This window comes from Cellulosimicrobium sp. Marseille-Q8652, from assembly GCF_965112045.1.
Genome location: NZ_CBCOPS010000002.1, coordinates 1,733,374 through 1,756,126, shown reverse-complemented (window position 1 = coordinate 1,756,126; position 22,753 = coordinate 1,733,374). Strand labels below are relative to the sequence as shown.

Below are 22,753 nucleotides of genomic sequence, written 5' to 3'. Positions count from 1 at the left end.
CGCGGCACACTGAGGGCGTGGACCACGAGAGCCGGCAGCAGGACGCGGACGGGGGGCCGACGCCCGCCGTCGCGGGGGAGTCGGACGCTCGTGCCCCGCTGCCGCGCGGCATGCAGGACGCGCTCGACGAGTTCACCACGCACCTGGAGCTCGATCGAGGGGTGTCCACGCACACCGTGCGGGCCTACGTGGGTGACGTCGACGGTCTGCTGCGGCACGCGGTCCGCCAGGGGGCCGGGTCGCTCGCCGCCGTGGACCTCGCGATGCTGCGCTCGTGGCTCACCGTGCTGTCCGAGCGTGGGCTCGCCCGCACGACGCTCGCGCGCCGGGGGGCGGCCGCGAGGGCGTTCTTCGACTGGGCCCGCACGACGGGCCGCGTCACGACGGACCCGGCGGCGCGGCTCGCGAGCCCCCGCGTGGCGCGCACGCTGCCGACCGTCCTCGCCGTCGACGCCGCCGCCCGCCTGCTCGACGTCGCGCGCGCGGCGGCCGACGAGGGCGAACCGGCGCGGCTGCGCGAGTGGGCGGCCGCCGAGCTGCTCTACGGCGCCGGTGTGCGTGTCGGTGAGCTCGCGGGCGTCGACGTCGACGACGTCGACCTGGACCTTCGCACCGTGCGCGTGCTGGGCAAGGGCGCGAAGGAACGCGTCGTCCCGTTCGGCGTGCCGGCGGCGCGCGCCGTCGGACGCTGGCTGGGGGACGGGCGCCCGGCCCTCGTCACCGACCGCTCCGGCGCGGCGCTCTTCCTCGGGGACCGCGGTGGCAGGTGGGGGCAGCGGCAGGCGCGTGACGCGGTGCACCGGCTCGCGGCGGCCGCCGGCGTGGACGACGTCGCTCCGCACGACCTGCGCCACAGCGCCGCCACCCACCTCCTCGCGGGTGGGTCGGACCTGCGCAGCGTGCAGGAGATCCTCGGGCACTCGTCGCTCGCGACGACGCAGCGCTACACCCACGTCACCGCGGAGCGGCTCCGCAGCTCGTTCGAGCAGGCGTTCCCGCGCGCCTGAGCCGCCTCAGGACAGGGGTAGCAGGGGCAGCAGGAGGATGGGCGGCCGTTCGCCGAGCAGTGCGAGCGGGTCGACGTAGCGGTCTGCCCGGCGCACCCCCCAGTGCACGCAGGTCGCGGCGCAGTGACCGCCGTGCTGCGACGCCGTCGCTCCCTGGAGGCCCGGGACCTCGGTCGTCCCCACGACGTCGCCGGGAGCGACCCGCGCGCCGGGGCGCACATGACCTGCCACCGGTTCGAGCGAGGTCCGCAGGCCGTCGTCGTGCAGGATCACGACGACTCCGCGTCCCGCGACGGGTCCCGCGAAGGTCACGACACCGCCGGACGGTGCGTGCACGGGCTCACCGGGGGGTGCCGCGAGGTCGACGCCGCGGTGACCCGGCAACCAGTCCTGCGCGGGCGGGTCGAAGGGCGCGAGCACGCCCAGCGCGTCGAGCGGGCGGTCCAGCGGCGGCACCCAGGCGCCGGCCCGAGACGCCGGCGCGGCCCGAGACGCCGGTGCGGCCCGAGACGCCGGTGCGGCCCGCTCGGCCTGTTCGGGCCCGACCGCGGTCCCCGGAGCGCCGGAGGCGGGCGTGGTGGAGCCGGCCACGGACGGCTGGGGGAGCCCGAGGACGAGCGTCGCGACGAGCACCGCGACGGCGAGGTGGTCCGCGGGACGGAGAGGGTCCATCCCGACAGGGTGGCGTCCCGCCCGCGCGGCGCGGGCCGCCCGGACGACCCTGTGGACCACGCGGTCCGGCGAGGTGGCCTGTGGTCGACCATGGCGCGAGCCGGCGCCCCGCGCGGCGTCCGCCGCTCACCTCTGCTCACCGGGCTGCCCGCCGTCCGCCCGCCGTCCGCGGTGCCGCGCCCGGTCGGGTAGAGTGGACCGCGCGATCGGCACGACCGTGAGCCACCTCGACACACCACCTCGCACCCTCGGGCGCCGGGCGGGAGGTGGTGGGCCGCGTCGGTCGACTTCGCGCGTCACGTTCCCGCCTCCTCCCGGCTGCTGCCGGGCGCCTGCGGGCCGCGTCCGGCGTCGGTCCTGCTCGTGCGAGCGAGCAGGCGTCGGCTCGGGTGACGCCAGGGGTGCGTACCGCCGTGGTCCGCACCGACCAACCGCAACGCGGCCCACCTCGCGAGGGGGGCCGCCCAGAGCGTGCGCGCGCCGGGAGGATCCCGGGCCGCACGGTGAAAGGACGTGTCATGGCCGTCGTGACCATGCGCCAGCTCCTCGAGAGCGGTGTCCACTTCGGACACCAGACCCGCCGTTGGAACCCGAAGATGAAGCGGTTCATCCTCACGGAGCGCAACGGCATCTACATCGTCGACCTCCAGCAGTCGCTGTCGTACATCGACCGCGCCTACGAGTTCGTCAAGGAGACCGTCGCCCACGGCGGTTCCATCCTCTTCGTCGGCACCAAGAAGCAGGCGCAGGAGCCCGTCGCGGAGCAGGCCGCGCGCGTCGGCATGCCCTACGTCAACCACCGCTGGCTCGGTGGCATGCTCACCAACTTCACCACGGTGCACAAGCGCCTGCAGCGTCTCAAGGAGCTCGAGGAGATCGACTTCGACGACGTCGCCGGCTCGGGGCTCACGAAGAAGGAGCTCCTCGTGCTGCGCCGCGAGAAGGACAAGCTCGCCCGCACGCTCGGCGGCATCCGCGACATGGCGAAGGTCCCCTCCGCCGTGTGGATCGTGGACACGAACAAGGAGCACCTCGCGGTCGACGAGGCGCGCAAGCTCAACATCCCGATCGTCGCGATCCTCGACACGAACTGCGACCCGGACACCGTGGACTACAAGATCCCGGGCAACGACGACGCGATCCGTTCGGTCACGCTGCTCACGCGCGTGATCGCGGACGCCGCCGCCGAGGGTCTGCTGCAGCGTCACTCCGGGCGCTCGGGTGCCGAGGCCGGTGCCGACGCCGACGCCGAGCCGCTGGCCGAGTGGGAGCGCGAGCTCCTGGCCGGTGCCGAGCAGCAGCTCGAGGCCGACGAGGCCGCCGCGAACGCGTCCGCCACCGAGGGTGCCACGGGCGCCGAGGAGGCCGTCGCGCCGGGTGCGGACGCCGCTCCGGCCGTCGAGGCCGCCGCGGAGGCCGCCGAGGCCGAGGTCGAGGCCACGCCCGCTGCCGAGGCCACCGAGGCGCCTGCCGCCGAGGAGGCGCCGGCCGAGGAGGCCCCCGCCGCCGAGGCCACGGAGACCGACGAGTCCAAGTGACGTCCCGGGGCGCGCGGCGAGCAGGTCTCGCCGCGCGCCCCGCGACGCGCCTGGACGCGCCACGTCCGGCCGGCACGCGTCAGGCACCACCCAGCACGTACCCGTGACACACCACGAGTGAGGACCCACCATGGCGAACTACACCGCCGCTGACATCAAGGCGCTGCGCGAGCGCACCGGCGCCGGCATGCTCGACGTCAAGAAGGCTCTCGACGAGGCCGGCGGCGACGCCGACAAGGCGCTCGAGATCATCCGCGTCAAGGGACTGAAGGGCGTCGCCAAGCGCGAGGGCCGTTCGACCTCCGAGGGCCTCGTGGCCGTCGACATCCGCGACATCGAGGGCGGCCAGGTCGCGACCCTCATCGAGCTCAACTCCGAGACCGACTTCGTCGCGAAGAACGAGACGTTCATCAGCCTCGCCGACCGCGTGCTCAAGGCGGCCGCGGAGGCAGGCGCGCGCGACGCCGACGCGGCGCTCGCCGCGGACGCCGGTGGCGAGACCGTCCAGGAGGTCATCGACAACCAGGCCGCGACGCTCGGCGAGAAGATCGTCCTGCGTCGCGTGACCCGCGTCGCGGGCGAGCGCGTCACCGCGTACCTGCACCGCACGGCTCGCGACCTGCCGCCGTCGATCGGCGTCGTCGTGGCGACCGACGCGGCCGGCGAGGCCGTCGCGAAGGACGTCGCCCAGCACGTCGCCGCGATGTCGCCGACGTACCTCTCGCGCGACGAGGTCCCCGCGGACACCGTCGAGAACGAGCGCCGCATCGCCGAGGAGACCTCGCGCAACGAGGGCAAGCCCGAGGCCGCGCTCCCGAAGATCGTCGAGGGGCGCCTGAACGGCTTCTTCAAGGACGTCGTCCTCGTCGACCAGCCGCTCGCGAAGGACCCCAAGAAGACCGTGGGCCAGGTCGTCTCCGAGACCGGCGGCACCATCACGGAGTTCGTGCGCTACCGCGTCGGCGCCTGACGTCCTCGCAGGCCCGGTCCCCCCGCTCGTCGCGGGAGGGCCGGGCCATGCCGCACCCGGGCCTCCCGCCGGGCAGCCGCCCTGCAGCGGGCCCCGGCCACAGCCCTCCCCGCGACGACTCGACCCGCACGCCCCACCGGGCGACGACCAAGGACAGGTGGCGACAGTGAGCACAGCCGACCAGACCCGTGACGGTTCCGACGGCGCGACCCCGCGTCGCGTCCTCCTCAAGCTGTCGGGCGAGACCTTCGGCGGGGGACAGATCGGGCTCGCGCCCGACGTCGTGCAGCGGGTCTCCCGCGAGATCGCCGACGCGGTCGCGCAGGGCGTCCAGGTCGCCATCGTCGTGGGCGGCGGCAACTTCTTCCGCGGGGCCGAGCTGTCGCAGCGCGGCCTCGACCGCGCGCGCGCCGACTACATGGGGATGCTGGGCACGGTCATGAACTGCCTCGCGCTCCAGGACTTCCTCGAGCAGGCGGGCGTGAAGACGCGCGTGCAGACGGCGATCACGATGGGCCAGGTCGCCGAGCCCTACATCCCGCTGCGTGCGATCCGTCACCTGGAGAAGGGGCGCGTCGTGATCTTCGGCGCCGGCGCCGGCATGCCGTACTTCTCGACCGACACGGTCTCCGTCCAGCGTGCGCTCGAGACGCACTGCCACGAGGTCCTCATGGGCAAGAACGGCGTGGACGGCGTCTACACGGCCGACCCGCGCAAGGACCCGACGGCCGTCAAGCTGGACCACCTGACCTACACGGACGCGCTCGTCAAGGACCTCGGCGTCATGGACGCCACGGCCCTGAGCCTGTGCCGCGACAACGACGTGCGCATGCGCGTCTTCGGCATGGGCGAGCCGGGCAACGTCACCCGGGCCCTCGTCGGCGAGAATATTGGCACACTGGTCACGACGGACTGACGAGCAGCTCGCAGACGACGAGACGTGACCGACCGAACGAAGGAGCACTGGGTGATCGACGAGACCCTCCTCGAGGCAGAGGAGAAGATGGACAAGGCGGTCGAGGTGGCCAAGGAGGACTTCGCCACCATCCGCACCGGCCGGGCCAACCCCGCGATGTTCAGCAAGATCACCGTCGACTACTACGGTGCCCCGACCCCGCTGCAGCAGCTCGCCTCGTTCCAGACGCCCGAGGCCCGCACGATGATCGTGTCGCCGTTCGACAAGAGCGCGATGTCGGCGATCGAGAAGGCGCTGCGCGACTCGGACCTCGGCGTGAACCCGTCGAACGACGGCAACATCATCCGCGTCGTGCTGCCCGCCCTCACCGAGGAGCGTCGTCGGGACTTCGTGAAGCTCGCGAAGTCGAAGGCGGAGGACTCGCGGGTCTCGATCCGCAACGTGCGACGCCGCGCCAAGGAGGAGCTGGACCGCATCGCGCGCGACGGCGAGGCGGGCGAGGACGAGGTCGCGCGCGCCGAGAAGGAGCTCGAGGGCCTGACCAAGCAGCACGTCGACCAGATCGACGCCCTCCTCGTCGGCAAGGAGAGCGAGCTGCTCGAGGTCTGAGCCGACCCCGGCTCCGGAGCACCGTGCCCATGTCAGACATCTTCCCGTCCACCGCAGGCGCCGACCCGTCCGCGGGCCGGGCCGACGGTCCGGAGCCCGGGGGCGCGGCGAGCGGCCGCGCCCCGCGCGCGGGACGCAACCTCCCGGTGGCGATCGCGGTGGGCCTCGGGCTCCTCGTCGTCGTCGCCGCGAGCCTCGCGTTCCGGCCCGAGCCGTTCGTCGCCCTTGCCGTCCTCGCCGTCGGGGCGGCCGTCTGGGAGCTCGCCAAGGCTCTCGAGCGCCGCGACCTGCACGTGCCGGTGCTGCCGCTGCTCGTCGGGACCGTCGGGATCCTCGTCTCGTCGTACTACTCGGGTCCCGAGGCGCTGCTCGTCTCCTTCATGCTCACGGTCGCGGGCGTGGTGGTGTGGCGCGTCATCGACGGGTCGGGCACCGCCGCGGTGCGCGACGCCGCCGCGGGGACGTTCGCGGCCGCCTACCTGCCGTTCATGGGCGGGTTCGTCATGCTGCTCCTGGCCCAGGACGACGGGCGCACCAAGGTGCTCCTGTTCATCCTCCTCGCCGTGGCGAACGACGTCGGCGGGTACGTCGCGGGCGTGCTCTTCGGCAGGCACCCGCTCGCGCCGTCGGTGAGCCCGAAGAAGTCCTGGGAGGGCCTTGCGGGCTCCTTCGTCCTCGCGACCGGGGTCGGGGTCGTCGGGGCCGTCGTGGGTCTCGGCGCCAGCCCTCTCGTGGGCGTCGCGCTGGGGATCCTCGCGCCGCTCACGGCGACGATCGGGGACCTCGCCGAGTCGATGATCAAGCGCGACCTAGAATTGAAGGACATGGGGTCGCTCCTGCCCGGTCACGGAGGCATCCTGGACCGGCTGGACTCCATGCTCCTCACCGCACCGTTCGTCTACGTGCTGCTCACCATGGCCGTGTGACACGGCGCGCCCCGCCCCCCACGCTTGGACCCTCCATGACCGTCCGTCCGCCCGCCCCGCCCCCTGCCCGCTCGGTCCGCCCCTCGGCGGAGTCGACGCCGCTCCCGCTCGTCATGTCCGCTCCGCGGCGCGGCAAGCCGCCGCGGCACTTCGCCGACCTCGCGCCGGAGGAGGTGCGGGAGGCCGTCGTCGCGCTGGGCGAGAAGCCGTTCCGGGCCAAGCAGCTCGCGACGCACTACTACGCGCACCTCACGCGCGACCCCGAGGCGATGACGGACCTGCCGAAGGCGTCGCGCGACGTCCTCGCCGAGGCGCTGTTCCCCCCGCTGCTGACGGCCGCCCGTCGCATGGAGGCCGACGGCGGGACGACGGTCAAGACCCTGTGGCACCTGTTCGACGGCGCCAAGGTCGAGTCCGTCCTCATGCGCTACCCGCAGCGCACGACCCTGTGCGTGTCGAGCCAGGCGGGCTGCGGCATGGCGTGCCCGTTCTGCGCGACGGGACAGCTCGGCCTGACGCGCAACCTGTCGGTCGCGGAGATCGTCGAGCAGGTGCGTGCCGCGGGGCGGGCGCTCGCCGACGGTGAGATCCCGGGCGGCCCGACCCGCCTCAACAACCTCGTCTTCATGGGCATGGGCGAGCCGATGGCCAACTACAAGGCCGTCATGGGCACCGTGCGTCGGCTCGTCGCGCCCGCGCCCGACGGCCTCGGGATGTCGGCCCGCAACATCACGGTCTCGACCGTGGGCCTCGTCCCGGCGATGCGCAAGCTCGCCGACGAGGGCATCCCGGTGACGCTCGCCCTCTCGCTGCACGCGCCCGACGACGACCTGCGCAGCGAGCTCGTGCCGATCAACACCCGGTGGAGCGTCGACGAGACGCTCGACGCCGCGCGGCACTACTTCGAGGTCACGGGCCGTCGCGTGAGCATCGAGTACGCGCTCATCAAGGACATGAACGACCACGCCTGGCGGGCCGACCTCCTCGGCGAGAAGCTCAACGCGCGCGGGCGCGGCTGGGTGCACGTCAACCCCATCCCGCTCAACCCCACGCCGGGGTCCATCTGGACCGCGAGCGACCCTGCCGTCGAGGCGGAGTTCGTGGCACGATTGCGCGGGCACGGGATCCCGACGACGATCCGTGACACCCGCGGCAGCGACATCGACGGCGCCTGCGGGCAGCTCGCTGCAGAGGAGGACGAGTGAGTTCGCTGTTCACCACGGTCTCGAAGACGCGGAACGGGTACGACCCCGAGGAGGTCGACGACTTCTTCGAGCACGCGCGCGACGTGTACGAGGGACGTGCGTCGGACCGGCTGACGAGCACCGAGATCCAGACGTCCGTGTTCGACCTGATCCGGGGCGGCTACGACACGCACGAGGTGGACGCCGCGCTCGACCGTCTCGAGGGCGCGTTCATCGCCCGTCAGCGCGCGGAGTACGTCGCGGCGCACGGCCAGCAGGCCTGGATGAACGCGCTCGCGGAGCGCGCCCGGACGCTGTACGGGCGCCTGGGGCGGCCGGACGGCGAGAAGTTCGCGCCCGCCGAGCGCGGCAAGCCCGCGTACGACATGGACGACGTGGACGAGCTGTGCGACCGGCTCGTCGCCTACTTCGACCGTCAGGTCCCGATCACGGCCGCCGAGGTCCGTGCCGCGACCTTCGGGCGTGCGCGGGGCCGCGACGGCTACGCGGAAGGTGCGGTCGACGCGTTCTTCGCGCGGGCCATCGAGGTGCTGCTCGGCGTCGAGTGACGAGCCGGTGCGCCGCGGCCGGCAGACCTGGGAAGATGGGCCCATGCCCGACCGCCCGTCCTCCGCACCTCGCTCCCTGACGATCCTCGGGTCGACCGGCTCGATCGGGACGCAGGCGATCGAGGTCGTCCGCTCGCACCCCGGCCGGTTCCGCGTCGACGCGCTGACGGCGGGGGGTGGCGACGTCGGGCTGCTCGCGCGCCAGGCCGCCGAGCTCGGCGTCGCGGCGGTCGCGGTGGCCGACGCGACCCGGGCGCGCGCGCTCGACGCGGCGCTCGCCGACGCGTTCGCGGGGCGCGGCCCCGCCCCGGAGCTCCTCGCCGGGCCGCACGCCGCCGCCGAGCTCGCGGGACGGGGCAGCGACGTCGTGCTCAACGGCGTCACGGGTTCCGTCGGCCTCGGCCCCACGCTCGCCGCGCTGCGCGGGGGGTCGACCCTGGCCCTGGCCAACAAGGAGTCGCTCGTCGCCGGCGGCGCGCTCGTGCGCGCGGCGCAGCAGCGCGACGACCAGATCGTGCCCGTCGACTCGGAGCACTCGGCCATCGCGCAGTGCCTGCGGTCGGGGGCGCGCGGGGAGGTGCGCCGGCTGGTCCTCACCGCGTCGGGCGGGCCGTTCCGGGGCTGGGCGGCGGACGCCGTGAAGGCCGCGACGGTCGACCAGGCGCTCGCGCACCCCACGTGGGCCATGGGCCCGGTCGTCACCGTCAACTCGGCGAGCCTCATGAACAAGGGCCTGGAGCTCATCGAGGCGCACCTGCTGTTCGACGTGCCGGTCGCCGACATTACCGTGGTCGTGCACCCGCAGTCGGTCGTGCACTCCATGGTGGAGTTCGTCGACGGCTCGACCGTCGCGCAGGCGTCGCCCCCCGACATGCGCCTGCCCATCGCCCTCGGCCTCAGCTGGCCCGAGCGTCTCGACGTCGTGACGCCGCCGTGCGACTGGACGCGGGCGACCTCCTGGACGTTCGAGCCCCTCGACGACACCGCGTTCCCCGCCGTCGGCCTGGCCCGTTCCGCGGTCGCCGCGAGCGCGACCCATCCCGCGGTCTACAACGCGGCGAACGAGGAGGCCGTCGCCGCGTTCCTCAGCGGACGCGCAGGTTTCGGTGACATCGTGGCGACCGTCGAGCGCGTGCTCGCGGCGCACGAGGGAACCGCGGCCGAGCGCGTGACGTTGGACGACGTGTCCGCCGCGGAGGACTGGGCGCGTGCGCGAGCGCACGAGCTGCTGGGCCGACGGTGAACGCGGCTCGGCGGTATCGAGGAACGAGGACCGGTCGATGAGCGACGGGTCGAGGGACGGGTTGAGGAACGCATGGCAGTCGTGATCGGCGTCGCCGTCTTCGTGCTGGGGCTCGTGGTGTCCATCGCCCTGCACGAGGTGGGTCACATGGTGCCCGCGAAGAGGTTCGGCGTGCGCGTGAGCCAGTACATGGTCGGCTTCGGCCCCACGCTGTGGTCGCGCCGCCGGGGCGAGACCGAGTACGGGGTCAAGGCCGTCCCGCTCGGCGGCTACGTGCGCATGGTCGGGATGATGCCGCCCGCACCGGCCGGCGCACGACCGCGCGGTCAGGGCTTCTTCTCCCAGGTGGTCGCCGACGCGCGCGACGCGAGCACCGAGGAGATCCGTCCCGGCGAGGAGCACCGGGCGTTCTACAACCTCTCCGCACCGAAGAAGGTCGTCGTCATGCTCGGCGGCCCGTTCATGAACCTGCTCATCGCCGTGGTGCTCACGCTGATCGTGTTCGTCGGCATCGGCCTGCCCGCCGCGACGACGACGGTCGCGAGCGTCACGCCGTGCGTCTCGGGGACGGTGACCGCCGAGCAGGCGCGGTGCGCGGCAGGGGACCCGGAGTCGCCCGCCGCGGCGGCCGGTCTCGAGCCCGGCGACACGGTCGTGTCGTTCGACGGCGCCCCCGTGGACTCGTGGGACCAGCTCTCCGGCATGATCCGCGGGGCGGCCGACGAGACCGTCCCCGTCGTGGTCGAGCGCGGCGGCGAGGACGTGACGCTCTCGATCACGCCCGTCGAGGTGCAGCGCCAGGTGGTCGCCGACGACGGGACGCCCGTCGTCGACGACGCGGGCGAGCCGGTCACGGAGCCCGCCGGCTTCGTCGGCTTCACGCCGTCGGCCGAACGGCAGCCGCTCGGGGTCGGCACCGCCCTCGACGCGACGTGGCAGCAGGTGACCGGCACGGCGGCGATCGTCGTGACGCTGCCGGCCAAGGTCGCCGACGCCGTGCACGCCACGTTCACGGACGCGCCGCGCGACCCGAACGGTGTCGCGAGCATCGTCGGCGCGGGGCAGGTCGCGGTGGACATCGCGGGCAGCGACAGCGAGGTGGTCGCCCAGGTCCAGCAGTTCCTGCTCCTGCTGGCGGCGCTCAACGTCGCGCTGTTCGTGTTCAACCTCATCCCGCTCCTCCCGCTCGACGGCGGGCACGTGGTCAACGCGCTCTACGAGGGCGCGAAGCGCACGGTCGCGCGCGTGCGGGGCCTCCCGCGACCGGGCCCCGCGGACGTCGCGCGCATGATGCCCGTCGCGTACGTGATGTTCGTCGTGCTCGTCGGCGTCGGGGCGCTGCTCATCCTCGCGGACATCGTCGACCCGGTTCGGCTCACCTAGCGCGCTGGTCAGACGCCGTGTGGAGGTTCCGCGACGATGTGCCGGACCGACCGGGAAGGTGACGTCCCGGACAGGGCCGGCGTGCGCCGTCGGGCACCGTCGCGGGGGATACTAGGGACGTGAGCGTACCCATCAGCCTCGGAATGCCTGCTGCCCCGCCCCCGGTCCTCGCGCCGCGACGCCCGACCCGCAAGATCCGGGTCGGCAAGGTCGAGGTCGGCGGGGACGCTCCCATCAGCGTCCAGTCCATGACGACGACGCCCACGACCGACATCAACGCCACGCTCCAGCAGATCGCCGAGCTCACGGCGTCGGGCTGCGACATCGTGCGCGTCGCGGTCCCCAGCGCGGACGACGCGGAGGCCCTGCCCGCGATCGCGCGGAAGTCGCAGATCCCCGTCATCGCGGACATCCACTTCCAGCCGAAGTACGTCTTCGCGGCGATCGACGCGGGCTGCGCCGCGGTGCGCGTGAACCCGGGCAACATCCGCAAGTTCGACGACCAGGTCAAGGAGATCGCGCGCGCGGCCAAGGACGCGGGCGTCTCGCTGCGCATCGGCGTGAACGCGGGCTCGCTCGACCCGCGCCTGCTCGCGAAGTACGGCAAGGCGACGCCCGAGGCGCTCGTCGAGTCGGCCGTGTGGGAGGCGTCGCTGTTCGAGGAGCACGACTTCCACGACTTCAAGATCTCCGTCAAGCACAACGACCCCGTCGTCATGGTCCGGGCCTACGAGCTGCTCTCCCAGGCGGGGGACTGGCCGCTGCACCTCGGCGTGACCGAGGCCGGGCCGGCGTTCCAGGGCACGATCAAGTCCGCGACCGCGTTCGGCGCGCTCCTCAGCCAGGGCATCGGCGACACGATCCGCGTGTCGCTCTCGGCGCCGCCGGTCGAGGAGGTCAAGGTCGGCAACCAGATCCTGCAGGCGCTCAACCTGCGCCCGCGCAAGCTCGAGATCGTCTCGTGCCCGTCGTGCGGCCGCGCCCAGGTCGACGTGTACACGCTCGCGGAGAAGGTGACCGCCGGCCTCGAGGGCATGGAGGTCCCGCTGCGCGTCGCGGTCATGGGCTGCGTCGTCAACGGCCCGGGCGAGGCGCGCGAGGCCGACCTCGGTGTCGCGTCCGGCAACGGCAAGGGCCAGATCTTCGTCAAGGGCGAGGTCGTCAAGACCGTGCCCGAGTCGCTCATCGTGGAGACGCTCATCGAGGAGGCGATGCGCATCGCCGAGACGATGACGCCGGAGAACGACGCGCAGGCCGGTCCGCCGGTCGTCACCGTGGGCTGAGACGGTGGCACGCTGGCGTCCGTCGGTCCCGGCCCTGCGGCCGCGGGCCGGGTCGGACGCGCGCGAGCTCACCGACGCGGACGTGCCCGAGGCGCTCGCCGTCTGCGCGACGGACCCGGTCGCCTCGGCGCTCGCGGCCGCGCGCCTGGAGGTCGCGCTGCGCGTCGGCCTGCGCGCCGCGGGCGGTCACGCGTGGGGCTTCCCCGCGCGAGGTCCGCTCCAGGCCGTGTGCTGGGCGGGCGCCAACCTCGTGCCGGTGGTCCCGCCCGCGCTCGACGACGCCGACCGCCGGGCCGCCGTGGCCGGCTTCGCGGCGTTCGCGCACCGCGCCGGTCGCCGCTCGTCCTCGGTGGTCGGGGAGCGCGACGCGGTCCTCGCGCTGTGGGGCGTGCTCGCCGAGACGTGGCCGGCACCGCGCGAGGTGCGCGCCGACCAGCCGTCGCTCGCCCTCGACCGTGCGCCCGACGTCGAGCCGGACCCGTCCGTCCGTCGCTCGACGGTCGCCGAGGTCCCGGTCGTCCTGCCCGCGTGCGTGCGGATGTTCACCGAGGAGGTCGGGTACTCGCCCGTCGAGGGCGGTGGCCGGGCGTACGAGGAGCGGGTGCGCTCGCTCGTCACGGCCGGGCGGTCGTTCGTCCGTCTCGGCGGGTCCGGCGCGCAGACCCACGTGGTGTTCAAGGCGGAGCTCGGTGCCGTGACGGACCGGGTCGCCCAGGTGCAGGGCGTGTGGGTCGACCCGCGCTACCGCGGTCGCGGGCTCTCCGCGCCCGGGATGGCGGCGGTGGTCGCGCTCGCCCGGGCGACGCCGCCCGGGTCCTCGGTCCGCCCGCCCGTCGTCTCGCTCTACGTCAACGACTACAACACGCGGGCGCTCGCGACGTACCGCCGCGTCGGGTTCGAGCAGGTGGGCACCTTCGCGACCGTCCTGTTCTGACCGGCCGCCCCGGCCGGCGGCTCCCGGTGGCTCCGGCGCCGCGTCACTTGAGCAGGCGCGACAGGCGACGGTCGGCGAGCACCTGACCGCCGGTCTGGCACGTCGCGCAGTACTGCAGGCTCCGGTCGGCGAAGCTCACCTCGCGCACCGCGTCCCCGCACACGGGGCACGGCTGGCCCGTCCGCCCGTGGACGCGCATCCCGGAGCGCTTCGCGTCCTTGAGCTCGGCGGCCGGACGGCCCGACGACGCGGCGACCGCCTCGCCGAGCACCTCGCCCACCGCGGCGTGCACCCGGGCGACCTCGTCGGGCGTGAACGAGCGCGTGAGCTTGAACGGGCTGGTCCGTGCGGCGTGGAGGATGTCGTCGGAGTACGCGTTGCCGATGCCCGCGATCAAGGACTGGTCGCGCAGGAGCCCCTTGACCTGCTGGTTCCGCGCCGCCATGAGCCCGGCGAGGACCTCGGTCGTGAACCCCGGGTCCAGCGGCTCGACGCCCAGCGTCCCGATCGCGCGCACCTCGGCCGGGTCCCGCACGACGTGCACCGCGAGCCGCTTGCGCGTGCCGGCCTCCGTGAGGTCGAAGCCGGACCCGTCGTCGAACCGCACGCGCAGCGCGAGCGCGGCGATCTTCCCGCCGCCGCCGCCACCGAGGCGCGGTCGCACGGGCGTCGTGGGCGCCTTCTCCGACCAGCGCAGCCACCCGCCGCGGGCGAGGTGGAACACGAGGTGCAGGTCGTCGGCGCCCGGTCCACCGGGCGCTGCCGGGGGCGCCACGACGAGGTCGAGCCACTTGCCGTGCCGGCGCGCCCCCGTGACGGTGCCGCCGACGAGCGCCGTGACGGGCGGGTCGAACGTCTTGAGCGCCGCGATCTGCGCGACGTCGGCGGCGACGACGGTGCGTCCCGTGGCGCGGTCGTCGAGGAAGCGGACGAGGGCCTCCACCTCGGGGAGCTCGGGCATGGGCCCATCCTCCCCGCCGGTAGGGTTGGGCGCATGTCTTCCGTCACGTCCGGCGCCGTCCCCGTGCGCCGCTCCAGCACCGGCGCTGCCGACCTGCTGCGCCTGTCCTCCCTGTTCGTCCGGACGCTGCGCGAGGACCCGGCCGACGCCGAGGTCGCGAGCCACCGGCTCCTCGTGCGCGCGGGCTACATCCGCCGCGCCGCCCCCGGCATCTACACGTGGCTCCCGCTGGGCCTGCGCGTGCTGCGCAAGGTGGAGGCCGTCGTCCGCGAGGAGATGGCCGCCGCGGGCGCTCAGGAGGTGCACTTCCCCGCGCTGCTGCCCAAGGAGCCGTACGAGGCGACGGGCCGGTGGACGGAGTACGGGCCCAACATCTTCCGGCTCAAGGACCGCAAGGACGGCGACTACCTCCTCGCGCCGACGCACGAGGAGATGTTCACGCTCCTCGTCAAGGACCTGTACTCGTCGTACAAGGACCTGCCGCTGACGATCTACCAGATCCAGACGAAGTACCGCGACGAGGCGCGGCCGCGCGCAGGCCTCATCCGCGGACGCGAGTTCGTCATGAAGGACGCGTACTCGTTCGACGTGTCCGACGACGGCCTCGAGCGCTCGTACGAGGCGCAGCGCGCCGCGTACCGGCGCATCTTCGAGCGGCTCGGTCTCGAGTACGTCGTCGTCGCCGCGACGTCGGGCGCGATGGGCGGCTCGCGGTCGGAGGAGTTCCTCACCCCGACGCCGATCGGCGAGGACACCTTCGTGCGCTCCGCCGGCGGGTACGCCGCGAACGTCGAGGCCGTCGTCACCCCGGTCCCGGACGCGGTCGACTACGCCGACGCGCCCGCCGCGCACGTCGAGGACACGCCGGGCACGCCGACGATCGACTCCCTCGTCGCCTTCGCCGACGAGCACCACCCGCGCGCCGACCGCGCGTGGACCGCCGCCGACACGCTGAAGAACGTCGTCCTCGCCGTGACGCACCCCGACGGGCGCCGCGAGGTCGTCGTCGTCGGGCTGCCGGGCGACCGCGAGGTGGACCTCAAGCGCGTCGGCGCGGCCTTCGAGCCCGCCGAGGTCGAGCCCGCGACGGATGCGGACTTCGCCGCGCACCCGGAGCTGGTCAAGGGCTACCTCGGCCCGCAGGTCCTCGGCCCGAACGTCCAGCGCGACGTGGTCGAGGGCGAGGACGGCGAGCCCGTGCGGCACTCGATCCGCTACCTGCTCGACCCGCGCGTCGTCGCGGGCACCCGCTGGATCACCGGCGCGAACGAGACCGGTCGCCACGTGTTCGACCTCGTCGCGGAGCGGGACTTCTCCGCCGACGGCACCGTCGAGGCCGCCGAGGTGCGCGCGGGCGACCCCGCACCCGACGGCTCGGGCCCGCTCGAGCTCGCGCGCGGGATCGAGATCGGCCACATCTTCGCGCTCGGCCGCAAGTACGCGCAGGCGCTCGGGCTCACGGTGCTCGACGAGAACGGCAAGCAGGTCGTCGTGACGATGGGCTCCTACGGCATCGGCGTGACGCGCGTGCTCGCCGCGCTCGCGGAGGCGAACCACGACGACGCCGGCCTGGCGTGGCCCGCGCACGTCGCCCCGGCCCACGTCCACGTCCTCGCCACGGGCAAGGACCAGGCCGTCTTCGAGGAGGCCGAGCGCCTGGCGAACGAGCTCGTCGCGCGCGGTGTCGAGGTCGTCTACGACGACCGCCCGAAGGTCTCGCCGGGCGTGAAGTTCAAGGACGCCGAGCTGCTCGGCGTGCCGCTCCTGCTCGTCGTCGGCCGCGGCCTGGCCGACGGGGTCGTCGAGGTGCGCCCCCGGGCGGGCGAGGGCGTGCAGGTCGCGGTGGCCGACGCCGTCGAGCACGTCGTGCAGCAGGTCGACGCCCTGCTCGCCTGACCGGCACCGACCCCGGCGCCGCCGGAGCAGCGACCCCTCAGGAGGCGGTCTGCTGCTCCGGCAGCCCGGGGAACGCGACGGGCGTGGCGCCCCACGAGAGCGCGGCGAGCCAGGAGTCCGTGAGCAGCGCGAGCGCGTCGCCCCGGGACTCCGCCGCGGCGGTCGCGACGAGCGACGCGTACGACGTCGTGAGGTCGGTCTCGAGGCGCCGGGCGAGCGTGGTGAGGTCCTCGCCGTCGGGGAGCACGTAGGCGGTCCGCCGGGGATCCTGGTCCGTCCCGTCGGTCCCGGCGGCGAGCGCCCAGGCCTGGGCCCGCGCACGGTGCTGCGCGGCCCGGGCCACGGCCGCGGTGCGCGCCTCCCCGTCGACCTGCGCGCCGCGCACCTCGAGGGCATACCCGGCCGCGTCCTCGGCGGCGACGAGCGTCGCGAGGTCGGCGGCGCCCACCCCCGAGGGCGCCTCCTCGACCGGCACGACGGCGGCGTCGAGGTCCGCCGCCGCCGCCGAGCCCGTCGCGGCGGCGAGGCGCCTCGCCGAGACGTGCTCCGACGTCGCGACCGAGGCGAGCAGCCGGGCGAGCTCGCGGTCCTGCGTCACGTCGGCCGACGCGCGCGTGCGCTGCGCCGCCCCGACGAGAGCGGTGACGACGTCGTCCGTGGTCGGCACGGCGGGGCTCGGCCCACCGGTCGTCGGGTCCCCGGTGCCGGCGCCCGGTGCGTCGTCTCCGCCACCGTCGGTGCCGCCGTCCCCGCCGTCACCGTCCCCGCCGTCGCCGTCGCCGTCCCCGCGTCGCCCGCGGCCGGCGAGGTGGTGACCTCGACCGGGTCGGGGGAGCCGTCGCCGTCGTCCGCCGCGGGGTCCGCAAGACCCGAGTCGTACACGCCGCCGAGCGCCTGCGCGTGCTCCTCGGCGAAGCGGCCCGCGTCGTCGAGCGCGGCGAGCACGGCGGGGTCGGTCACGGTCGGGGTGGCACGGGTCACGAGGTCCGCGACGGCGAGCGCGTCGTCGACGGCCGTCCGGCGGACGACCTCGTGCACGTCGGGGCTCGGCTCCGTGGGCTCCGGGGTCTCGAGCCGCACGCCGCACCCCGCCGCGAGCAGCGACGTCACGAGGGCGAGCGCCGTGAGCGTCGCCGCGCGCCGCCGTCGCCCGGTGGCCGGGGTCCGAGGGTTGCGCGGAGCGACCCGCCCGGGGGCTCCGGGCGCGGGGCGGGCAGCGGTGGCGTCGGGTGTCATCGGGGGCGATGATGTCATGCTCCGGGTGCGCGAGTCGTTACGCTGGACCCTGGTCGAGCAGACAGCACAACAACACACCGGTCGTATCCGTGCCCGGCGTGGGAGCGGACAGGAGCTGAGTGATGGCAGGGCAGGCGGGCCGACAGGCCGCTGGGGAGACCGGCGGCAGAGGCGGTGACGCGCTCCGGGAGAGCGTGCGCCGGGGACTCGAGCCGGTGGTGAGCGAGGCTGGCCTCTTCCTCGAGGACGTCACGGTGTCCCGCGCCGGTGCGCGGTCCGTGGTGCGGGTGGTCCTCGACCTTCCCGAGGAGGCGCAGGGCAGCCTCGACCTGGACGCGGTGGCCGAGGCGACGCGCCCGATCTCCGCCGCCCTCGACGCGCTGGACGCGCTCCCGGGCGCCTACACGCTCGAGGTCTCGACGCCCGGCACCGACCGGCCGCTCACGGAGCGCCGGCACTTCCTGCGGGCGCGCGGACGCCTGGTGCGGCTCGTGCTGACGGACGGGAAGACCGTCGAAGGGCGGCTCCGGGCCGTCGACGACGCCGGGCTGCACCTCGAGGTCGCCGGCCCGCGCGGGTCGACGACGGACCGTGCCGTCCCGCTCGCGGACGTCGTGCGCGGCCAGGTCCAGGTCGAGCTGAAGCGTGCGCTCGAGGCCGACCTGCCCGGGCTCGACGCCGACGACACGGTGGACGCCGACGACGAGACCGCGGGTCGCGGTCCCCACCACGAGGAGGTCTGATGGACATCGACATGAGCGCGCTGCGCCTGCTGGAGCGCGAGAAGGACATCAGCCTCGACGTCCTCGTCGCCGCGATCGAGCAGGCTCTGCTGTCCGCGTACCACCGCACCCCCGACGCCTACGCCCGGGCGCGCGTCGAGCTCGACCGCAAGACCGGCCACGTGACCGTGTGGGCGCGCGAGGAGCTGCCGGCCGCGCCGTCGGAGGACGACGCCGAGGACGCGCCCCGCGGTCCGGTCGAGCACGGTCCCGAGTTCGACCACACGCCGGCGGACTTCGGCCGCATCGCGACGTCCACGGCGCGCCAGGTCATCGTGCAGCGCCTGCGGGACGCCGAGGACGACCAGATCCTCGGCACGTTCCGCGGCAAGGAGGGCGAGGTCCTCGCCGGGGTCATCCAGCAGGGCCGCGACCCGCGCGTCGTGCTCGTCGACGTCGGGGGGACCGAGGCGGTCCTGCCCCCGCACGAGCAGGTCCCGACGGAGGAGTACGTGCACGGCGAGCGCCTGCGCGCGTACGTCCTCGAGGTCGCGCGGGGAATGAAGGGCGCGCAGATCACGTTGAGCCGCACGCACCCGAACCTCGTGCGCAAGCTCTTCGAGCTCGAGGTCCCCGAGGTCGCGGACGGCTCCGTGGAGATCACCGCGATCGCGCGCGAGGCCGGTCACCGGTCGAAGGTCGCGGTGCGCTCGACGGTCCCGGGCCTCGGCGCGAAGGGCGCGTGCATCGGGCCGATGGGCTCGCGCGTCCGCGCGGTCATGGCCGAGCTGCACGGCGAGAAGATCGACATCGTCGACCACAGCGACGACCCGGCGCGCTTCGTGGCGAACGCCCTGTCGCCCGCCCGTGTGTCGTCCGTCACGGTCGTCGACGCGGAGGCCCGTTCCGCCCGCGTCGTGGTCCCGGACTTCCAGCTCTCCCTCGCGATCGGCAAGGAGGGGCAGAACGCCCGGCTCGCCGCGAAGCTCACGGGGTGGCGCATCGACATCCGCTCCGACGAGGGCGGCGAGGGGGCGGCTCCCACCGAGCGGGACGCGTCCGTCGGCGAGGCTCCGACCGCAGGTCGAGAGCCCGCGGAGCGGTAGCGCGCAGGGTGCCTCGGTCACGTACCGCGGGGCAGCGCGCTAGACTGTCATCGACCGGGCCGCGTGCCCGCACCTCGACCATGCCCACGGATCACCCCCTGACCGCCGGAGAACCGGTGCAGGGTCCGGTCCGTACGTGCGTCGGGTGCCGGGAGCGCGACCTGAGATCCGTCCTCCTCCGTCTGGTCGTCGACCGGTCCGGCACGAGCACCGACGAGCCCCGGCTCGTGGTCGACGCCGGGCGGTCGCTCCCAGGGCGCGGCGCGTGGCTCCACGCGACGGCGCGGTGCCTCGAGGCGGCGGAACGCCGGCGGGCCGTCCCGCGGGCACTGCGACACGCAGGCCCGCTCGACCTCGCCGCGGTCCGCGCCGTCGTCGAGGTCCACCAGGAGAAGGACTGACCTACCGCGCGTCACGACCGGGACCCCGGACGATCCGGGCCGGGTCATCCTGTGGCCGCACGCACGGCCGCACTGCACGACACGTCGACAAGGAAGCGGGTTAGAAGCCGATGGGCACCCGATGAGTACCCAGCGATGAGCACCCAGCACTAACGACGGTCCTCCCTGTCCGGGGCGGGCCGAGACAGGAGAGTTGTGGCAAAGGTCCGCGTCTACGAGCTCGCGAAGGAGCTCGGGGTGGAGAGCAAGACCATCATGACCAAGCTGACGGAGCTCGGTGAGTTCGTCCGCTCGGCATCCTCGACCATCGAACCACCGGTGGTCCGCAAGCTGCGCGACGCCTTCCCCGCCGGGGGAGCAGCGCCGAGCCGCCCTGCGGCCGCCCGACCGGCGCCCGCGGCGCCGTCGAGGCCCGCAGCGCCGAAACCCGCCCCGAAGGCGGAGCCGCGCCCGGCCCCCGCGACGGAGGCCCCGGCCGCCGAGGCGCCGGCCCCGGCGCCCGCCCCGCAGGCACCCGCGGCCAAGGCCGCGCCGACGGAGCGACCGGCCCCCGCGCCGGCTCCGGCACCGGCTCCGGCCCCCGCGCAGAAGCCGACCGCCTCGCCCAAGCCGGGCGGTGGCTCCAACACGCCCGCGCCGCGACCGGGCGCACGCCCCGGCGCCTCGCGCCCGGGCAACAACCCGTTCGCGCCCAGCCAGGGCATGCCGCGCCAGGGCGGACCTCGCCCCGGGGCCCCGCGCCCGGGCAACAACCCGTTCGCGCCCAGCCAGGGCATGCCCCGTCCGGGCAGCCGGCCGGAGCGCTCCGACGCCGGTGCCCCGGCCGCCGGCGGCGAGCGCCCGGGCGGTCCCCGCCCCGGCGGTCCCCGTCCCGCGCCGCGTCCCGGCGGCCCGCGCCCCAACCCGGGCATGATGCCCGGCCGCACCTCCGTCGGTCGTCCCGGTGAGCGTCCTGCTCCCGGCGGTCGTCCCGGCGGTGGCGGTGGCGGCGGAGGCCGTGGTGGCTTCGGCGGCCGTCCCGGTGGCGGCGGCGGTGCCCCCGGCGCCGGCGGCGGTTTCGCCGGTCGTCCCGGTGGTGGCGGCGGCCGCGGTGGCGCCGGTCGTGGGTCGACCCAGGGTGCGTTCGGTCGCGCCGGTGGTCGCCCGGTCCGTGGACGGAAGTCGAAGCGGGCGAAGCGCCAGGAGTTCGAGCAGATGCAGGCGCCGTCGCTCGGCGGCGTGCAGGTGCCCCGTGGCAACGGCAAGACGGTCGTCCGCCTGCGGCACGGCTCGTCCCTGAACGACTTCGCCGACAAGATCGACGCGAACCCGGCGAGCCTCGTCACGGTGCTCTTCCACCTCGGTGAGATGGCGACCGCGACGCAGTCGCTCGACGAGGACACGTTCGGCACGCTCGCGGTCGAGCTCGGCTACGTCATCGAGATGGTCTCGGCCGAGGAGGAGGACCGCGAGCTGCTCGGGTCCTTCGACATCGACCTGGACGCCGAGCTCGAGGCCGAGGGCGACGACGAGCTCGCGGCCCGTCCGCCGGTCGTCACCGTCATGGGCCACGTCGACCACGGAAAGACCAAGCTGCTCGACGCGATCCGCCAGACGGACGTCGTCGCGGGCGAGGCCGGTGGCATCACGCAGCACATCGGTGCCTACCAGGTGCGCCACGAGCACGAGGGCAACGACCGCGCCATCACCTTCATCGACACCCCGGGTCACGAGGCGTTCACCGCCATGCGTGCCCGTGGTGCCCAGGTGACGGACATCGCGATCCTCGTCGTGGCCGCCGACGACGGCGTCATGCCGCAGACCATCGAGGCGCTCAACCACGCCCAGGCGGCGAACGTCCCGATCGTCGTCGCGGTGAACAAGGTGGACAAGGAGGGGGCCAACCCCGCCAAGATCCGCCAGCAGCTCACCGAGTACAACCTGGTGGCCGAGGAGTACGGCGGCGACACGATGTTCGTCGACGTCTCCGCGAAGCAGAACATGGGCATCGACGACCTCCTCGAGGCCGTCCTGCTCACGGCCGACGCCTCGCTCGACCTGCGCGCCAACCCGGACAAGGACGCGCGCGGCGTCGCCATCGAGGCGAACCTGGACAAGGGCCGCGGCGCCGTCGCGACCGTCCTCGTCCAGTCCGGCACGCTGCACGTCGGGGACGCGATCGTCGCCGGCACGGCCCACGGCCGCGTCCGCGCGATGTTCGACGAGCACGGCAACGCCGTGACCGAGGCGGGCCCCGCCCGCCCGGTCCTCGTGCTGGGTCTCGCGTCCGTGCCGAGCGCGGGCGACACGTTCCTCGTGGCGCCCGACGAGCGCACGGCTCGCCAGATCGCCGAGAAGCGCGAGGCCGCCGAGCGCGCCGCCCTCCTGGCCAAGCGTCGCAAGCGCATCAGCCTCGAGGACTTCACGCAGGCGCTCCAGCAGGGCAAGGTCGAGACCCTCAACCTCGTCCTCAAGGGCGACGTGTCCGGTGCCGTCGAGGCGCTCGAGGACGCGCTGCTCAAGATCGACGTCGGCGAGGAGGTCGAGCTGCGCGTCATCCACCGCGGTGTGGGTGCCATCACGCAGAACGACGTCAACCTCGCGACGGTCGACAACGCGATCATCATCGGCTTCAACGTGAAGTTCGGCGAGCGCGTCGAGGACCTGGCCGAGCGCGAGGGCGTCGACGTCCGCTTCTACTCGATCATCTACCAGGCGATCGAGGACGTGGAGGCGGCCCTCAAGGGCATGCTCAAGCCGGAGTACGAGGAGGCCCAGCTGGGCGCCGCGGAGATCCGCGAGATCTTCCGCTCCTCCAAGTTCGGCAACATCGCCGGGTCGATCGTGCGGTCCGGCGAGATCCGCCGCAACGCCAAGGCGCGCGTCCTGCGCGACGGCAAGGTCGTGGGGGACAACCTCACGGTCGAGTCGCTCAAGCGGTTCAAGGACGACGCGACCGAGGTCCGCGAGGGCTACGAGTGCGGTATCGGGCTCGGGTCCTTCAACGACCTGCAGATCGGCGACACGATCGAGACGTTCGAGATGCGGGAGAAGCCGCGTTCCTGACGTGACCGACGACCGGGGGTGGGCCCAGCGCCCGCCCCCGGTCGGCGTCTGTGCGTCCGGGCCCCGGGCGTACCTCCGCGAGGGCGGCGGCGGGTCTACCATCCGCCCGCTCGTGCCTCGCGGGCTCCCGCCAGACCCGCCACGACCCGCCG

General features: G+C 74.2%; 21 protein-coding genes. 17 read left to right on the top strand and 4 right to left on the bottom strand.

Annotation, left to right across the window (positions count from 1 at the left end; genetic code table 11):
- Positions 1-110 precede the first annotated feature (110 nt).
- Positions 111-1,007 carry a tyrosine-type recombinase/integrase gene (locus ACWPWV_RS17865; RefSeq protein ID WP_454044591.1) on the top strand — a complete coding sequence of 299 codons (897 nt, stop codon included), beginning with the start codon at positions 111-113 and terminating at the stop codon, positions 1,005-1,007.
- Between the two features lie 6 nt (positions 1,008-1,013).
- Here ACWPWV_RS17865 and ACWPWV_RS17860 read toward each other — a convergent pair whose 3' ends face one another.
- Complete coding sequence (locus ACWPWV_RS17860) at positions 1,014-1,679, bottom strand: murein hydrolase activator EnvC family protein (RefSeq protein WP_454044241.1); 666 nt, start codon at positions 1,677-1,679, stop codon at positions 1,014-1,016.
- 518 nt (positions 1,680-2,197) lie between these two features.
- Here ACWPWV_RS17860 and rpsB point away from each other — a divergent pair.
- From rpsB to ACWPWV_RS17805, 11 genes are all read left to right on the top strand, one after another.
- On the top strand, positions 2,198-3,217 hold the full coding sequence (rpsB, locus tag ACWPWV_RS17855) for a 30S ribosomal protein S2 (protein WP_454044240.1): 1,020 nt from the start codon (positions 2,198-2,200) through the stop codon (positions 3,215-3,217).
- A gap of 130 nt (positions 3,218-3,347) precedes the next feature.
- The gene (gene tsf, locus ACWPWV_RS17850) at positions 3,348-4,187 is read left to right on the top strand and encodes a translation elongation factor Ts (protein ID WP_454044239.1); all 840 of its coding nucleotides are present in this window, start codon (positions 3,348-3,350) and stop codon (positions 4,185-4,187) included.
- Positions 4,188-4,344: 157 nt separating this feature from the next.
- Entirely contained in the window at positions 4,345-5,103 is a 759-nt protein-coding gene (gene pyrH / locus ACWPWV_RS17845; RefSeq protein ID WP_454044238.1) for a UMP kinase, read from the top strand.
- 51 nt (positions 5,104-5,154) lie between these two features.
- Entirely contained in the window at positions 5,155-5,712 is a 558-nt protein-coding gene (frr, locus tag ACWPWV_RS17840; RefSeq protein WP_454044590.1) for a ribosome recycling factor, read from the top strand.
- Positions 5,713-5,741: 29 nt separating this feature from the next.
- Complete coding sequence (locus ACWPWV_RS17835) at positions 5,742-6,638, top strand: phosphatidate cytidylyltransferase (RefSeq protein WP_454044237.1); 897 nt, start codon at positions 5,742-5,744, stop codon at positions 6,636-6,638.
- Positions 6,639-6,751: 113 nt separating this feature from the next.
- Complete coding sequence (gene rlmN, locus ACWPWV_RS17830) at positions 6,752-7,843, top strand: 23S rRNA (adenine(2503)-C(2))-methyltransferase RlmN (protein ID WP_454044589.1); 1,092 nt, start codon at positions 6,752-6,754, stop codon at positions 7,841-7,843.
- On the top strand, positions 7,840-8,391 hold the full coding sequence (locus tag ACWPWV_RS17825) for a DivIVA domain-containing protein (protein WP_454044236.1): 552 nt from the start codon (positions 7,840-7,842) through the stop codon (positions 8,389-8,391). Before rlmN ends, ACWPWV_RS17825 begins: the two co-directional genes overlap by 4 nt.
- Positions 8,392-8,434: 43 nt before the next feature.
- Positions 8,435-9,634, top strand: a complete 1,200-nt coding sequence (gene dxr / locus ACWPWV_RS17820; RefSeq protein WP_454044235.1) for a 1-deoxy-D-xylulose-5-phosphate reductoisomerase — start codon at positions 8,435-8,437, stop codon at positions 9,632-9,634.
- Positions 9,635-9,706: 72 nt separating this feature from the next.
- On the top strand, positions 9,707-11,017 hold the full coding sequence (locus tag ACWPWV_RS17815) for a M50 family metallopeptidase (protein WP_454044234.1): 1,311 nt from the start codon (positions 9,707-9,709) through the stop codon (positions 11,015-11,017).
- A gap of 143 nt (positions 11,018-11,160) precedes the next feature.
- Complete coding sequence (gene ispG / locus ACWPWV_RS17810; RefSeq protein WP_454044588.1) at positions 11,161-12,300, top strand: flavodoxin-dependent (E)-4-hydroxy-3-methylbut-2-enyl-diphosphate synthase; 1,140 nt, start codon at positions 11,161-11,163, stop codon at positions 12,298-12,300.
- A 4-nt stretch (positions 12,301-12,304) separates the two neighbouring features.
- The gene (locus ACWPWV_RS17805; RefSeq protein WP_454044233.1) at positions 12,305-13,234 is read left to right on the top strand and encodes a GNAT family N-acetyltransferase; all 930 of its coding nucleotides are present in this window, start codon (positions 12,305-12,307) and stop codon (positions 13,232-13,234) included.
- Between the two features lie 43 nt (positions 13,235-13,277).
- Here ACWPWV_RS17805 and ACWPWV_RS17800 read toward each other — a convergent pair whose 3' ends face one another.
- Positions 13,278-14,195, bottom strand: coding sequence for an Fpg/Nei family DNA glycosylase (locus ACWPWV_RS17800; RefSeq protein ID WP_454044232.1), 918 nt, complete (start codon positions 14,193-14,195; stop codon positions 13,278-13,280).
- A 33-nt stretch (positions 14,196-14,228) separates the two neighbouring features.
- Here ACWPWV_RS17800 and ACWPWV_RS17795 point away from each other — a divergent pair, with 33 nt between their 5' ends.
- Complete coding sequence (locus ACWPWV_RS17795; protein ID WP_454044231.1) at positions 14,229-16,091, top strand: proline--tRNA ligase; 1,863 nt, start codon at positions 14,229-14,231, stop codon at positions 16,089-16,091.
- 37 nt (positions 16,092-16,128) lie between these two features.
- Here the strand turns inward: ACWPWV_RS17795 and ACWPWV_RS17790 are convergent, their stop codons facing one another.
- Together ACWPWV_RS17790 and ACWPWV_RS17785 are read right to left on the bottom strand one after the other, a co-directional pair.
- Positions 16,129-16,758, bottom strand: a complete 630-nt coding sequence (locus tag ACWPWV_RS17790) for a DUF4439 domain-containing protein (protein ID WP_454044230.1) — start codon at positions 16,756-16,758, stop codon at positions 16,129-16,131.
- Positions 16,686-17,327, bottom strand: coding sequence for a hypothetical protein (locus ACWPWV_RS17785; RefSeq protein ID WP_454044229.1), 642 nt, complete (start codon positions 17,325-17,327; stop codon positions 16,686-16,688). The genes ACWPWV_RS17790 and ACWPWV_RS17785 overlap by 73 nt, the downstream gene beginning before the upstream one ends.
- A gap of 122 nt (positions 17,328-17,449) precedes the next feature.
- Between ACWPWV_RS17785 and rimP the strand changes: the two genes are divergently transcribed.
- From rimP to infB, 4 genes are all read left to right on the top strand, one after another.
- Positions 17,450-18,070 (top strand): ribosome maturation factor RimP, encoded by a 621-nt coding sequence (gene rimP / locus ACWPWV_RS17780; RefSeq protein ID WP_454044228.1) that lies wholly within the window; start codon positions 17,450-17,452, stop codon positions 18,068-18,070.
- Positions 18,070-19,155, top strand: coding sequence for a transcription termination factor NusA (gene nusA / locus ACWPWV_RS17775; protein WP_454044227.1), 1,086 nt, complete (start codon positions 18,070-18,072; stop codon positions 19,153-19,155). The genes rimP and nusA overlap by 1 nt, the downstream gene beginning before the upstream one ends.
- A gap of 116 nt (positions 19,156-19,271) precedes the next feature.
- On the top strand, positions 19,272-19,556 hold the full coding sequence (locus tag ACWPWV_RS17770) for a YlxR family protein (RefSeq protein ID WP_454044226.1): 285 nt from the start codon (positions 19,272-19,274) through the stop codon (positions 19,554-19,556).
- A 195-nt stretch (positions 19,557-19,751) separates the two neighbouring features.
- Entirely contained in the window at positions 19,752-22,601 is a 2,850-nt protein-coding gene (gene infB / locus ACWPWV_RS17765) for a translation initiation factor IF-2 (protein ID WP_454044225.1), read from the top strand.
- Positions 22,602-22,753 lie beyond the last annotated feature (152 nt).